The sequence below is a fragment of the Nocardia sp. NPDC051756 genome, assembly GCF_040681495.1.
GTDB lineage: Bacteria > Actinomycetota > Actinomycetes > Mycobacteriales > Mycobacteriaceae > Nocardia.
The window spans coordinates 1,083,867-1,097,031 of the sequence record NZ_JBFAYV010000004.1; the positions used below are offsets into that span (position 1 = coordinate 1,083,867).

Sequence of the window (13,165 nt, forward strand, 5' to 3'; positions counted from 1 at the left end):
ATCACGAACGATATGACTTATATCTTGCCGCAGCCAGCCCGGACGGTCTACCGGCGCCGACTGCGCGACGCGGCAAGTTTCGACCGCGACCGCGAGAGGCTGGTATTCGACTGGCAGATCGACCGATTAGCTCTGACATCGACCGATCGTGTGGCGAGTAGCCGCACCCGTCGCGGGCTGACCAGCAAGCGAGATTTGCCGAATCGCGGTTTCTCGCAGATCTGACTGCCCGTGTGCAATCAGTGTTGCGGGGTGGCCGCCGACAGGGGTCAGGCGAGTGCGGTGTCCAGCTTGGCCAGGAAGCGGGGGAAGTGGGGGTCGGAGTCCGGGAGGGCGAATTTGTCTATGTCCCACCAGTGTTCGGCGCTGAACTCGCGGGGGTCGAGGGTGTAGGGCTGGGTTCGGGTGCCGTGGATGAGGTACCAGAGGCTGACGTCTTCGTGACTGTCGGTGCCTTTGGTGGTGGTGATGGTGAGGAAGAAGGGGACGGGGCCGGTGACGGTGAAGTCGGGTTGGATGCCGATTTCCTCCGTGGCCTCGCGGCGGGCCGCGTCGAGCGGGTGTTCGCCGGGGTCGACGTGGCCGCCCGTCGGCAGCCACAGTTCGGCGAGGCGGTGGTGACCTAGGAGCACCGCTCGGGCGTCCGGGTCGACGAGCACGACGTAGGCGACCAGATGTCGTGGCGGCGTTGCCGGTTTGACGCGGCGGTACACGTCATCGGTGGCGGCCAGCCAGGCCAGGGTCTCGTCGAGGTGCTCCTGTTCGAGCGCATCGAAGGGATCGATGCCACTCACGATCTCGGCGACGACGGCAGTCGCGGGGTTCATAGCCGGAGACTGTAGCGGCGGGCACCGACAGGCTGCCGCTGCGGGAGAACTCGGCCGCTGTGCCGGCGTTTCAGTCGAGAACGACCGCGCGGAGTCGGGTCGTGTACATGCCCGCACGGTCGAGCGCGTCGACGGCGGCGTCGAGTTCGATCGTGGTCTCCTCGAAGACTTCTCGGGCGCCGGCCACGCAGTAGGCGGGGGTGGTGAGTGCGCCGATACCTTCGGTGTCGATGAGCAGGCCCGAGGTTTGTAGCGTGCCGTAGCCCTCGGCCAGCTCGGTCACGCCGCGCCGAAGTTCGCGCAGTTGGTCGAGTAGGTGGGCGCGCCGGGCTTCCAGGATCAGCGGATCGATCATCGCGGGCTCCTCGATTCCGGAGGGTTTCCCACAATCTACGTGCGCCGTGAACACCTTGTCGCGCACCCGTTCTGGTTGTCGCACGCGGGTAGACCCCGCACACCCCTTGCGTAAGCCGCACATCCTTCGAACAAGGTGTGCGGCTTACGCAAAGGGTGTGTGGTTCAGGCGGCGACGATCCGGCGATCAGGTTGCAGACGGAGGAGGGTGACGCCGTAGGTGACGATCCAGACCACCCACAACAGCCAGCTGACCAGGCTGATCAAAGCAAGCGGGTTCGCGTGGTCGATGATCAACGGGGTGATGGTGGCGGCCACGAATTGGCCTGCGGCCGCGACCAACCCGATGATGGCATGCCAGCGGCGGATGAGCCCGGTACGCAGGCCGCCGATGGACAATCCGACCAGGGCGGTGGCGAGGAAGGCGCCGTTGAGCGAGAACAGCGCGTTGTGGAACGCCCAGAGTCCGGCGGTACCGGCGGGTGTGTGGTCGGACGTGGCGCTGAGAGCCAGGCGAACCGCGCCGACCCCGACGAAGATTGCGTTTTGCAGCAGCAGTCCGGCGAGGCCGACCAGCGACCAGGCCGAACCTTCGGCCCGTTCACGCGGCCAGATGACGGCGACCGCGGCGGCCCCGAACACGATCGCACACACCCAAGCGAACGGCATGAAACCGGCGGCGAACCCCGCGGGACCGGATTTCGCGGTGAAGAAGGTATCGACCTCGCCGATGTCCGCGCCGACCACGGGCAGCCCCGCCGGTTGCAGGATCAGATTCGCGCCGACGATACCGACGGCGAAACCAAGGGCGGCAAGCCCACCGATCCGGGCGAACGGCCAGGCGGTCACCCGCTCTGTCTTATCTGTCATATATTGAATATAAGTAGCGAAAACTGAAAGAGGAACCCCTGTGACCGAGGAACCGGCGCGTCGCCGCTATGACTCGCTGCGCCGCACGGCCCAGGCGCAGCAGACCAGCGCCGACATCGCCCGCGCCGCGCGCACTTTGTTCGTCGCGAAGGGCTGGGCCGCGACCACCGTGCGTGACGTGGCCCGCGAAGCCGGCGTCTCGGTGCCGACCGTCTACGCGGCCTACGGCAACAAGAACGGACTGACCTGGGCACTGGCCGACTCGGCAGACCTGTCCGCGGACGTCGCACGCCTACTCACCGAACTCGAAGCAACCCCCGAACCACCCCGGCAACTCGCCGTGATGATCGCCTACGACCGCCGCCTGTTCGAACGCGCCGGCGAGGTGATCGTCCTACTGCGCGAGGCCTGCCGCACGGAACCCGAACTGGCCCAGGCCTACCGCGACGCCCGCATCCGCGCCGACGACGCCCACCGCCAGGTCCTCTCGACCTGGCCACCCCACACCCTCCACCCCGACATAGACCTCGAAACCGCCCTCGACATCTACGCCGCCCTCTGCAACATCGACGTCTACACCGAACTCACCGTCGAACGCCACTGGCCCCCGGCCCGCGTCGAAAAATGGTGGGAGCGCGCGCTCACCCGCGAACTCCTCGCCGAACCGCGATGAGCCCCCGGTCCTTTCGCCGAAAGGTCGATCGCGCCCCGCACTGCCGCGTCACCTACAAAAGGCCAATGATGTTTCGACGCGAGTGAGCGGGATACCTACGGGCGCAGGATGGAGACCAGGAATTCGGTTTGGTCCCAGACGGCTTTTTCGAAGACGTCGTCGAAGTAGATGTCGAAATGGCCTGCTTGGTAGCGCTTTACGACGGCGTGCTTGGTGCGTTCGGCGGCCCGCAGGGCGGATTTGATCGGGGTGATGGAGTCGTTGTCGCATAGTGCGTAGAGGACGGGCATCTTGAGGGATTTAGCGCGTTTGCCGGGGGAGTCGAACAGGGCCGAGAAGGCTATGCGGGCAGCTACTTTCGGCTTGTAGTGCTCGCTTTCCTCGGCCAGCCTGCCGTTGCCTTCGGGCACGTCGGCCGCGCTCATCAGGGCCGCGGAGCGCTTGCGTCCGGCCAACCGGATGCCGACGTGCTTGCGGCGCAAGGGGCCGATGAGCAGGTCGGTGGCGGCGATGGCGGTCACCTTGGTCATGCTGATCGGGCCCTTGGCCATCGCGCAGGACCAACCGCTGGTGAACGGAACCTGTGCGACGACCGCGGCCAGGTAGTCGTCGTGCGGGGCGACGGCGAGCACGTGTCCGCCACTGAACGAGGTGCCCCACAACGCGATCCGGGTCGCGTCGATGCCGCGGATGGTGCGCGCGTAGGCGATGGCGGACTGCCAGTCCTCGCGCTGGCGCCCGATCCGGATCACCTGCCGCGGCTCACCCTGGCTCGCGCCGAAATGCCGGTAGTCGAACACCAGGACCGCCATGCCCGCGGCGGCGAAGCGCCGCGCGTACCGGTCGAGCCCCATCTCCCGATTCGCCCCTAGGCCGTGCCCCATGATGACGAGCGGACGGGGCTTGGGCGCACCATCCGGACGGTAGAGCCAGGCGGCGCACTGCTCGCTTCCGGAAGGGAAGCCGACCTCGACACGTTCCATGGAACCCAACCGTACTGTGTTGGCGGGGGTCGCACCCTGGTGGCGTGGGTGGTGACCAGTACTCTGATACGGCGGACGAGTTGGCCGGGCGACCGCGGCATCGGGAACGGGCACATGTGTGCCGCCGCCCGGCGCCGAGGAAAGTCCGGACTCCACAGAGCAGGGCGGTTGCTAACGGCAACCCGGGGCAACCCGCGGGACAGTGCCACAGAGAACAGACCGCCCACGACCCTCGGGTCGTGTGGTGAGGGTGAAACGGTGCGGTAAGAGCGCACCAGCGCCCCGGGTGACCGGGGCGGCTAGGTAAACCCCGCCCGGAGCAAGGTCAAAGGTCGCACCGTTCGCGGTGCGGCTGCGCAGGTGTTCGAGGGCTGCTCGCCCGAGCCTGCGGGTGGACCGCTCGAGGCACCCGGCAACGGTGTGTCCAGATGGATGGTCGCCCCCCGGTGCGAACCGGGGACAGGATCCGGCTTACAGGCCAACTCGTCCGCCCGCCGGGGCTCTCCCGGCGAACTCCGGGTTAACAGCCGAGATCGACTCTGTGGCCAGATGATTGGGACAACCGGGACGCATCGGATACCAGTACATTGTCGGTCGAGGTTTTGTGCGGTGTGCCCGATTCGGGGCCGCCGCGGGATCGACTGCTAGGAGATCGTCATCAACGTTCACACCATGCTGCGTCGCGCGGGGGTCCTCGCGTCGGCGGCTGCTCTGGCCACCGTCGTCTGCGCCGGTTTCGCGGGCGCGGAACCGACCACCACCACCCCGGCGAAGCCCCCTACGACCAACGTCGACATCACCGGCGCCGAACTGAGCGGCGGTGGCGTGGATGTCTCGGTGGCCTACAAGTGCGAAGCGCCCGGCAAGACGGTGACGTTGCAGGTGTTCGTCCGCAGCACGGGGGAGGGCGCGCAGCAGACGATCGGCGCGACCGCCAAGGCGACGTGCAACACCGAACGCCAGACCGTGTCCGTCACGGCCACGAAGATCCCGGACGCCGAGCCGTTCAGTCCCGCGGCGGGCGAAACCGTCCGGGTGTTCAGCACTTTGGTGACCGGCGACAATCAGCAGAGCCTGGAGAGCGGCACCGCCGTCAAGCGGCTGACATTGAAATAATGGCAGTCTGATCTTCTGCCACAACCGGTTCCGCGGTGCCATCATGGAGGTAGCCGCGGGGCCGGAGCGCCCAGGCGCCCGCCTCTGCCGCACTCGGGCGCGCTTGGGGGCCAGGCATGGACCTACTCGCCGTTCTCGGCAGCATATTGGGGGTGGGCGCGGTCGTCGGCGGTGTGCTGACCGCCGCCGGCGCGCGGGTGGTCGCGCAGTACGAGAAGGGGTTGATCTTCCGGTTCGGCCGGGTGGTCTCCACCCGGGAACCGGGGCTGCGCCTGCTGATTCCGTTCGTGGACCGGATGCGCAAGGTGTCGACGCAGATCGTCACCATGCCGGTGCCCGCGCAGGAGGGCATCACCCGGGACAACGTGACGGTGCGGGTGGACGCCGTCGTCTACTTCCGGGTGTTCGACCCGGTGCTCGCGGTGGTGGAGGTGCAGAACTACCTGTTCGCCGTCGGGCAGGTGGCGCAGACGTCGCTGCGTTCGATCATCGGCAAGAGCGACCTGGACAGCCTGCTGTCCAATCGCGAGGAGCTGAACAAGGGTCTGGAGCTGATGATCGACAGCCCGGCGCTCGGCTGGGGCGTGCACATCGATCGGGTGGAGATCAAGGATGTGGCACTGCCGGATTCGCTGAAACGCTCGATGTCGCGCCAGGCCGAGGCGGAACGCGAACGCCGGGCCAGGGTGATCTCCGCCGAGGGTGAATTGCAGGCCTCGAAGATGCTGGCGCAGGCGGGCGCGCAGATGTCGGAATCGCCGGCCGCGTTGCAGCTGCGGCTGCTGGAAACCGTGGTTCAGGTTGCGGCGGAAAAGAATTCGACGCTGGTGCTGCCGTTCCCGGTGGAGCTGCTGCGCTTCCTCGAGCGCGCGACACCGTCCGCGGCGCCCAATTCGCCACCGCCGCAACAGCAGTCGGCGCCCGCCGCCGAGCCTGCCGCGGTTGCTGCCCCCGCTGCGGTGGCTGCACCCGCCGAGCCTGCGGCGGTCCCCCCGCCCGCCGAGCCCGCGGCAGTCCCCGCACCCGACGCGCCCGCGGCAATTCCTGCGAGCCCGGAGCAGCGGCAACTCGATCCGCGGGACGAATCGCCGACGACGACGGAAAACGGCACACGCGCGTAACTCGACCGGCGTATACCGATACGGGTACCGCCGACACCGTTTTCGGCGCCGTACGACCCGCACCGGTAGCACAACGTTAGGACCGGACCGATGTCCGTGCTCATTCCCGTCATCGCCATCATCAGCATGATCACCATCGGATACCTGCTGAAATACCTGCCCGACTACCTGCCGTGGCTGAAGGAGCGCTGACTCAGCACATCATCTTGGCCATCTGGTAGATGGCCCGCGCCTCCTCGGGAGTGGCCTCGACCTTGCCGGAGGACCGCTTGACGATGCTCTTGACGACGTCGTCCTCGGACTTGTTCGCCTTGATCTCCTTGCAGGTGTCGCTGAGGATGGTGGCGATCTTCGGGTCGTCCTTGCCGTCGGCCAGTTTCGGGAACGCGCCGCGGAAGCTGACGACGAACGCGCCCGCCTTCACGTTGTCGACCACTTGCGCGTCGCCGTTCGACGCCGCCGCGGGAGCCGAGGAGGAGGGGGTGGCACTGCTTGCCTTGTCGTCCCCGCAACCGGTGAGCAGCAGGGCGACGAGGGTGGCGCTGGCCGCGATAGCGGCGGTAGTTCTGATCACGGAGCGGGATGCTAGCGGTCCGGGACGAAAGTCGCCTCCCGTCCGGTGAACGGGAGGCGACGTCTTGTGGCAGAAGACTTGTGGGTCAGACCGGTGCGATGACGAAGACCTGGGCCCAATACGCTGCCTGGTCTGCTCCGATGAGCGGCAACAGGTAGTCGTACAGAATCGATGACATAGCCGTGGAACTCCCAATTGTCGACGTACAGGACGTTTCGGAATGTGCGGTCGAAGTGTGAGACCCGCTACGGCGGCCCACGTTAGCAGCCACGTCGCGGCCATGTCGGGGCGGTGAACTCGCCGTGCGTATCTGCCGGTAACTAGCCGGACCGTGATCGACGTCATAAAGTAGTGCGCGTTGGCACGGCCCGTTGCGTGGCCGCAACGAGCCCTTCACACTTCGAATGCGGGAAAGCAGGTCTCAACTCTATGCGGATTGTTCGCTCACTGGTCGCCGGCGCGTTGATCGCCGGGGCTGCTTCGGTTTTCGCCATGATGGGCGCTGGCTCCGCCAGTGCCGTAGCGGTGACGCCGCTGCCGGGTGGGGTGCAGGTCGACCTCAGCCCGGCTGACACGGTCTGGGTTGCCCAGAACCGTTTCGGTCAGACCCTCGGTGGTCTGCCTCATCCTTCGGCAGCTTCGTTCGGTGAGGCGTTGGACGCGGCGGCCGCGGTGTCGGCCGCGGTTCCGGGCGGACATGTCACCTTCACCGTGTACGGCCCGTTCGATTCGTTGAACGGCACCATGCTGGCGCTGCAGTAGGTCTGGCACCCCCAGCGTGGAATTGCATCAGCGGATCGTCTCGGCGCCGGTAGATTTCGGCGCCATCCGTTCCGAATTCGGTCTGGCCTCGGCGTATCCCGCCGAGGCCACCGCGGAAGCCCGCGACGCGTCCGACGCGTTCGCGGGCGACCGGGCCGATCGCACGGACATCCCGTTCGTGACGATCGACCCGCCCGGGGCCATGGATCTGGACCAGGCCCTGCATCTCGAACGCACCGGCAGCGGCTTTCTGCTGCACTACGCCATCGCCGATGTCGGTGCCGTGATCGATCCACAGGGCGCGCTGGCCAAAGAGTCGAGCGCGCGGGGGCAAACCTTCTATCTACCCGACGGCACCGTGCCGCTGCACCCGCCGGTGCTGTCGGAAGGCACCGCGAGCCTGCTGCCCGAGCAGACCAGGCCGGTCGCGTTGTGGACCATCGAGCTCGACGAAAAGGCCGAACCGCAACGGTTTTCGGTGCAGCGGGCGCTGGTGCGTTCGCGGGCCAGGCTCGACTACGCGGGCGTGCAAGCCGATGCCGACGCGGGACGACTGCACCCTTCGATCGCGGCCCTGCCGGAATTCGGCACGCGGCGCATCGAAGCCGGGTTGCTGCGCGGCGCGATCGGGCTGCGGCTGCCCGCGCAGAGCATTGTTCGCGACGATCAGTCGGACGGGCATTGGCGGCTGATCGTCGAACCGCGCACGGCCGCGGATGATTGGAACGAGCAGGTTTCACTGCTGACCGGGATGTGCGCGGCGCGGATCATGATCGACGCGGGAGCGCCGGCATTATTGCGCACGATGCCGCCGCCCGCCGAGTCGGCGATAGCGTCCATGCATCGCACGGCGGCCGCGTTGGGGGTCGAGTGGCCTGAGGGGTTGTCTGTCGGGCAGATGCTGGCGGGGCTGGATCCGAATACCCCTGCCGCACTTGTGCTCATGTCGGAGGCGACCAGCCTGCTCCGCGGTGCCTCCTACACCGTGGTGAACGGGGACACCCAGGTCACCACGCCGGAAAGCTTGCAGCACAGTGCGATCCGGGCACCGTATGCGCACGTCACCGCGCCGTTGCGCCGGCTGACCGATCGGTTCAGCACCGAGATCTGCCTGGCCCGTTGCGCGGGAACCGAAGTGCCTCAATGGGTTCAGGACGGTCTGGCCGAAACGGCCGACAGTATGCGCCGCAGCGACTCGATAGCAAACAAGGTCGAACGCTCCTGCATCGACCTCACCGAATCCACGTTGCTCGCCGAACGAGCAGGCACCGAGTTCGACGCCGTGGTCATCCGCGAAGCCAACGGCAACCGAGCCGCAGAAATCTTCATCGCCGACCCCCCGGTGCTCGGGCCGTGCGTAGGCGAACCGCCCGAGGGCGCAACCGTACGAGTCCGCCTCGTCTCCGCCGACCCCACCACCCGCAAGATCAGCTTCGCCTACCCCGCGTAAGGCACCCCACCGTTCCACACGCAGCCGCACACCTCCTGATTTCCCGCACATGGAATCGCATGCAATTCCATGTGCGGGAAATCAACACGTGTGCGGCTGCGCACGAGATGCACACTTCGCGACCTGCAGCCGCACTACTTCTGACTTCCCGCACCAGGAATCGCATGCGAATTTCGGTGCGGGAAATCAAGAGTGGTGCGGCTGCTCGCACAGGGCCGCCGCGGCGTCGGGGTAGCGGCTGAGGGCTTGGCGGGCGGCGGTGTCTTCGGCGCCGGCCAGGATTCGGTAGAGGGCCGTGTCTTCGCCTGCGGCGCCGGCGTCCGCGGCGATGCCGTAGATGGCGTGCTGCGATTCGACGGCGTCGCGGTGGTCGCCGAGCACGGTTTGTAGTCGTTTGGCGCGGCTGCCGAGTTCGCCGGCGTCGGTGCCGAGGACGGTTTCGGCGGCCTCGCACGAGTACCGTAACCGCTTGGCGCTCTTGCGAATATCGTGCAGCAGCTCGACTCGCTCGGCCGGCGTGACGGTGGTTTCCCGCTCGATCAGGCCCAGGACGCGTTCCCGGTCGCGCTCCAGGACGACGCCGAAGAATTCCGCGGCAGGCACCTCGGCACGAGACTTACGCAGCGGCGGTTCGGTACGCCACTCGGTGAGCTCATCGCGCAACTCGCGGTAGCGCACGCTGTCCAACGCGAGCAGCACATCCGCGTGCGCCGCGGCGTACTTGTTGTTCTCCGCGGTGACCAACCGGGCGGTCACCAGTTCGAGGTCTTCAGCCGAATGCTCGCTCTGCTGACCATGTTTCGTCAGCAGCGTCTCGAAGCGTTCCGCCCGCACCTCGGCATCGCGCGCGACGCCGAGCACACCGGCCAGCCATTTGAGCTCATCGCCCATCGTCCTGGCCGGTGTCCGTTCGAACAGCCCGCGATAGGAGCGCAGCACGCTGCGCAACCTGCGGGTGGCCACGCGCATCTGATGGACCGAATCCGGTTCGTCCGCGCGCACCTCGGGTTCAGCGGCCAGCAGCCGGTCCACATTGTCGCCGAGTGCCGCGACGATGGCCTTGCCTGCGGTGGCCGTCATGGTTATCCCGCCTTCGCGAATCTATCGGTGGCTTCTATCAAATGATGCGTGATGCCGGGCTCGAAGGAGGCATGTCCGGCGTCTTCGACGATGTGCAGCTGCGAACCGGGCAGTGCCTTGTGCAGATCCCAGGCGCTCACCGTCGGGCAGACGATGTCGTGACGGCCCTGCACGATGACCGTCGGAATGTGCGCGATGGTGCCGGCGTCGCGCAGCAGCTGGCCCTCGTCGAGGAAGGCGTGATTGCGGAAGTAGTGGTTCTCGATCCGCGCGAAGGCGAGCGCGAACCGGGGATCGGCGGACTCGGCGACCCGATCCGGTTGCGGCAGCAGCGAACTCGTCGAGCCCTCCCAGGTGGACCAGGCGATGGCGGCCCGCAGCGCGACCTCCTCGTCGGCGGAGTGCAGCAGCCGGTGATAGACCTCGACCAGGTCTTCGCCGCGCTCGGCCTCCGGTATCGGCGCGAGGTACTTCTCCCACTCGTCGGGGTACACGTAGCCGGCGGCGCCGTTGTAGTACCAGTCGATTTCCTTGCGGCGCAACAGGAAGATGCCGCGCAGCACCAGCTCGGTCACCCGATCCGGGTACGTCTCGGCATAGGCGAGCGCGAGGGTCGAACCCCACGAGCCGCCGAACACCTGCCAGCGTTCGATGCCGAGATGGGTACGCAGCGCCTCGATGTCGGCGATCAGATGCTGGGTGGTGTTGGTCGCCAGGTCCGGGTTGTCGGCGAGGTGCGGGGTGGAGCGCCCGCAGCCGCGCTGATCGAGCAGCACGATCCGGTAGGCCGCCGGGTCGAAGAACCGCCGCTGGGCCGGCGAGGTGCCGCCGCCGGGGCCGCCGTGCAGGAAGACCACCGGCTTGCCGTCCGGGTTGCCGCTGACCTCCCAGTACATCGACTGGCCGTCGCCGACGTCGAGCTTGCCGGAGTCGTAGGCCTCGATCTCCGGGTACAGCGTGCGCAACCTGGCGTCGCTCATCAGAACGCCAATCCCGAGGCGAGGTCAGGGAGTTCGAGCGCCTGGATCGCCTCCTTGTGCACGTCCGGGCAGCTCTTGGTGGTCAGCCGGTCGACGATCGGCTTGTCGGCGAGCACCGCGCCGTTGATGCCGCCGTTGCGCAGCGCCCACTCGTGCACCAGCGCGTTGAGCCCGATCCGGCCGAGCGTCGGTCCCTGTACCCGCCAGTTCGACAGCTCGGGCTTGATCATGTCGCAGAGCTGGGCGGCCGCGGCATCGGAGATCTCCGGGGTGGTGCCCGGCTTGGGCGTGCCCGCAGTGCCGCCCGGCTTGGTGGTCGCCGTCGCCGAGCCCGTTGTCGAGCTCGAGCTCCCGGTCGGAGCCGGGTTCGACTCGCTTCCGCAGGCGGTCAGTGCTGCGGCGGCGAAAACGCCCGCCAGCAGCAGGGTGCTGCGTGAAATCCAACGGCTGTGCGGCATCGGTACCTCTGCTTCTTGATCGCTAATGTCCGCATCGAGTCTGCCATTGATTCGCCGTCGTGGCCCGGAGTGTGTGGCTCTCACACCCCTGTTCGGCGCTAGCGGAATGTGATGCGCAGCTCGTCGAGCAATGCTTCGACGAAACGGGCGAAGCGTGGGATGGACGTGTCGACGGTTCGCCACGGATTGAGCGCGATCAGCGGGGCGAGACGTTCGGCGAGGGTGATCTCGGCGCGGGAGACCGGCCCCGGCCACTGCGCGAAATAGTCGTCGCGATGCGGGTTGTGCAGGATGCGATGGGACAGGAACGGGTGGGTGATCACCGCGTCGCCCCAGTCGAACAGCCGGCCGGCGCCGGGGGTGGCGCCGGCGAACACGTTGTCGGTGTGCACGTCGTTGTGTTCGATGGTGAGCCTGCCGTATTCAGCCAGTTCGGCGGCGGCCTCCTCGATGCGGCGGCCCAGACCGGGCATGCGGGCTTCGAAGTGCCGGTAGACCGTGACGAGGCGGCTGGGCGGGAGGTACGGGGTGCCGGTGGCGATCAGGGCGTCGATGTCCGGGGCGACGGACTGCTGGAGTTCGGCGTAGGAGCGGAACAGACCGGCCCATTCGGCATCGGTGTCGCGGGCGGTGTCGCCGCCGTGCGGGCTGAGTAACCAGCCGTGATCCGCTTGCACCGCAAGGGGTTCCAGCACGCTGCCAGGACGCAAACGAGCGAGCAGCTGGATCAGCGGGCCCTCGTGGGCGAAGGCGCGGGCGTTGGCCTTGGCCCACACCGGGCCGGTCTCGGTCGGCAGCCGGACGATCAGCGACCAGGCGCGGCGGCGAGTCACCGTCGGCGCGCCGGTCACCTCGATCTCGTGTGCCTTGAGCACACCCGAGGCCCAATCGATCAGCGGCTCGGGTGGCTGGCCGAGCAGTGCGGCTGGTGCGTGCACTGCTCGGCCGGTCATCGTTACTCCACTAGAAGCTGTGTTCAGGTCCCGGGTAGGTGCCCCGGGTTACCTCATCAGCGTAGGCCGCCGCGGCGGCGCGCAGTTCATCGCCGATGTTGCCGAACCGCTTGACGAACTTCGCGGTCTTGCCGCTGGTGTAGCCGGCCATGTCCTGCCAGACCAGCACCTGCGCGTCGGTTTCCACGCCGGCGCCGATGCCGACCGTCGGGATGGTCAGCTTGCGGGTCGCCTGCGCGGCCAGCTCCGCCGGAACCATCTCCATCACCACGGCGAACGCGCCCGCTTCCTGCACCGCGATGGCGTCCGCGATGAGCTGCTCGGCACCGTCGCCGCGACCCTGCACGCGGAACCCGCCGAGGGTGTTGACGCTCTGCGGGGTGAACCCGATGTGCGCCATCACCGGAATGCCGGCCGAGGTGATCAGCGCGATCTGCTCGGCGACCCGCTCACCGCCCTCGAACTTCACCGCCTGCGCCTGGCCCTCCTTCATGAACCGGGTCGCGGTGGCCAGCGCCTGCTGCGGCGAGGACTCGTAGCTGCCGAACGGCAGGTCGGCCACCACCAGCGCGTGCGGTGCGCCGCGCACCACGCCGCGGACCAGCGGGATGAGCTCCTCCGCGGTGATCGGCACGGTGGTGTCGTAGCCGTAGACCACGTTGGCCGCGGAATCACCGACCAGCAGCACCGGAATGCCCGCTTCTTCGAACAGCCGGGCCGAGGAATAGTCGTACGCGGTGAGCATGGCCCAGCGCTGGCCGTCCGCCTTCATCTGCTGGAGATGGTGCACCCTGGTCTTGCGCATAGCCTTCTTGGGCTGGGCGGGTGCCGCACCGTAGGCAGGGGTTTCCGAATCGGATACGGACATCTTCGTCCCTTTCGTCTGGTGTCTCCTCGGGGCCCATCCGGGTCCCCGGGTTCGTCTGACGAAATCCAGTGTGCCAGCACTTACCAGGCCGTATTA

15 protein-coding genes and 1 other RNA gene are annotated in these 13,165 nt (G+C 67.4%); 6 read left to right on the forward strand and 10 right to left on the reverse strand.

The window, feature by feature from the left end:
* Positions 1–269 precede the first annotated feature (269 nt).
* From AB0M22_RS21885 to AB0M22_RS21895, 3 genes are all read right to left on the reverse strand, one after another.
* A complete protein-coding gene (locus AB0M22_RS21885) occupies positions 270–827 on the reverse strand; it encodes an NUDIX domain-containing protein (protein ID WP_364729565.1) in 558 nt (185 codons plus the stop codon).
* 70 nt (positions 828–897) lie between these two features.
* The gene (locus AB0M22_RS21890; protein ID WP_364729568.1) at positions 898–1,182 is read right to left on the reverse strand and encodes a hypothetical protein; all 285 of its coding nucleotides are present in this window, start codon (positions 1,180–1,182) and stop codon (positions 898–900) included.
* A gap of 164 nt (positions 1,183–1,346) precedes the next feature.
* A complete protein-coding gene (locus AB0M22_RS21895; protein WP_364729571.1) occupies positions 1,347–2,051 on the reverse strand; it encodes a hypothetical protein in 705 nt (234 codons plus the stop codon).
* 40 nt (positions 2,052–2,091) lie between these two features.
* Here AB0M22_RS21895 and AB0M22_RS21900 point away from each other — a divergent pair, with 40 nt between their 5' ends.
* Positions 2,092–2,724 carry a helix-turn-helix domain-containing protein gene (locus tag AB0M22_RS21900; RefSeq protein WP_364729574.1) on the forward strand — a complete coding sequence of 211 codons (633 nt, stop codon included), beginning with the start codon at positions 2,092–2,094 and terminating at the stop codon, positions 2,722–2,724.
* A gap of 95 nt (positions 2,725–2,819) precedes the next feature.
* Here the strand turns inward: AB0M22_RS21900 and AB0M22_RS21905 are convergent, their stop codons facing one another.
* Positions 2,820–3,707, reverse strand: a complete 888-nt coding sequence (locus AB0M22_RS21905; protein ID WP_364729577.1) for an alpha/beta fold hydrolase — start codon at positions 3,705–3,707, stop codon at positions 2,820–2,822.
* Between the two features lie 76 nt (positions 3,708–3,783).
* On the opposite strand from AB0M22_RS21905, the gene rnpB reads away from it, so the two are divergent.
* From rnpB to AB0M22_RS21920, 3 genes are all read left to right on the forward strand, one after another.
* Positions 3,784–4,197: RNase P RNA component class A (gene rnpB, locus AB0M22_RS21910), an RNA gene on the forward strand.
* A gap of 182 nt (positions 4,198–4,379) precedes the next feature.
* Positions 4,380–4,823, forward strand: a complete 444-nt coding sequence (locus tag AB0M22_RS21915) for a hypothetical protein (RefSeq protein WP_364729580.1) — start codon at positions 4,380–4,382, stop codon at positions 4,821–4,823.
* 116 nt (positions 4,824–4,939) lie between these two features.
* Positions 4,940–5,944, forward strand: coding sequence for a slipin family protein (locus AB0M22_RS21920; protein ID WP_364729583.1), 1,005 nt, complete (start codon positions 4,940–4,942; stop codon positions 5,942–5,944).
* 193 nt (positions 5,945–6,137) lie between these two features.
* Here AB0M22_RS21920 and AB0M22_RS21925 read toward each other — a convergent pair whose 3' ends face one another.
* A complete protein-coding gene (locus tag AB0M22_RS21925) occupies positions 6,138–6,518 on the reverse strand; it encodes a hypothetical protein (protein ID WP_364729586.1) in 381 nt (126 codons plus the stop codon).
* A gap of 429 nt (positions 6,519–6,947) precedes the next feature.
* On the opposite strand from AB0M22_RS21925, the gene AB0M22_RS21930 reads away from it, so the two are divergent.
* Complete coding sequence (locus AB0M22_RS21930) at positions 6,948–7,280, forward strand: hypothetical protein (RefSeq protein WP_364729589.1); 333 nt, start codon at positions 6,948–6,950, stop codon at positions 7,278–7,280.
* Between the two features lie 16 nt (positions 7,281–7,296).
* Complete coding sequence (locus tag AB0M22_RS21935) at positions 7,297–8,730, forward strand: RNB domain-containing ribonuclease (protein WP_364729592.1); 1,434 nt, start codon at positions 7,297–7,299, stop codon at positions 8,728–8,730.
* Positions 8,731–8,916: 186 nt separating this feature from the next.
* On the opposite strand, the gene AB0M22_RS21940 is transcribed toward AB0M22_RS21935, so the two are convergent.
* The 5 genes from AB0M22_RS21940 to panB all read right to left on the reverse strand — a co-directional run bounded on the left by AB0M22_RS21940 (position 8,917) and on the right by panB (position 13,069).
* Positions 8,917–9,810, reverse strand: a complete 894-nt coding sequence (locus tag AB0M22_RS21940; protein ID WP_364729595.1) for a CHAD domain-containing protein — start codon at positions 9,808–9,810, stop codon at positions 8,917–8,919.
* Positions 9,811–9,812: 2 nt separating this feature from the next.
* The gene (pip, locus tag AB0M22_RS21945; protein WP_364729598.1) at positions 9,813–10,790 is read right to left on the reverse strand and encodes a prolyl aminopeptidase; all 978 of its coding nucleotides are present in this window, start codon (positions 10,788–10,790) and stop codon (positions 9,813–9,815) included.
* Positions 10,790–11,248, reverse strand: coding sequence for a hypothetical protein (locus AB0M22_RS21950; RefSeq protein WP_364729601.1), 459 nt, complete (start codon positions 11,246–11,248; stop codon positions 10,790–10,792). The genes pip and AB0M22_RS21950 overlap by 1 nt, the downstream gene beginning before the upstream one ends.
* Before the next feature lie 98 nt (positions 11,249–11,346).
* On the reverse strand, positions 11,347–12,201 hold the full coding sequence (locus AB0M22_RS21955) for a phosphotransferase (protein ID WP_364729604.1): 855 nt from the start codon (positions 12,199–12,201) through the stop codon (positions 11,347–11,349).
* A gap of 10 nt (positions 12,202–12,211) precedes the next feature.
* Complete coding sequence (gene panB, locus AB0M22_RS21960; RefSeq protein WP_364729607.1) at positions 12,212–13,069, reverse strand: 3-methyl-2-oxobutanoate hydroxymethyltransferase; 858 nt, start codon at positions 13,067–13,069, stop codon at positions 12,212–12,214.
* Positions 13,070–13,165: the final 96 nt, after the last annotated feature.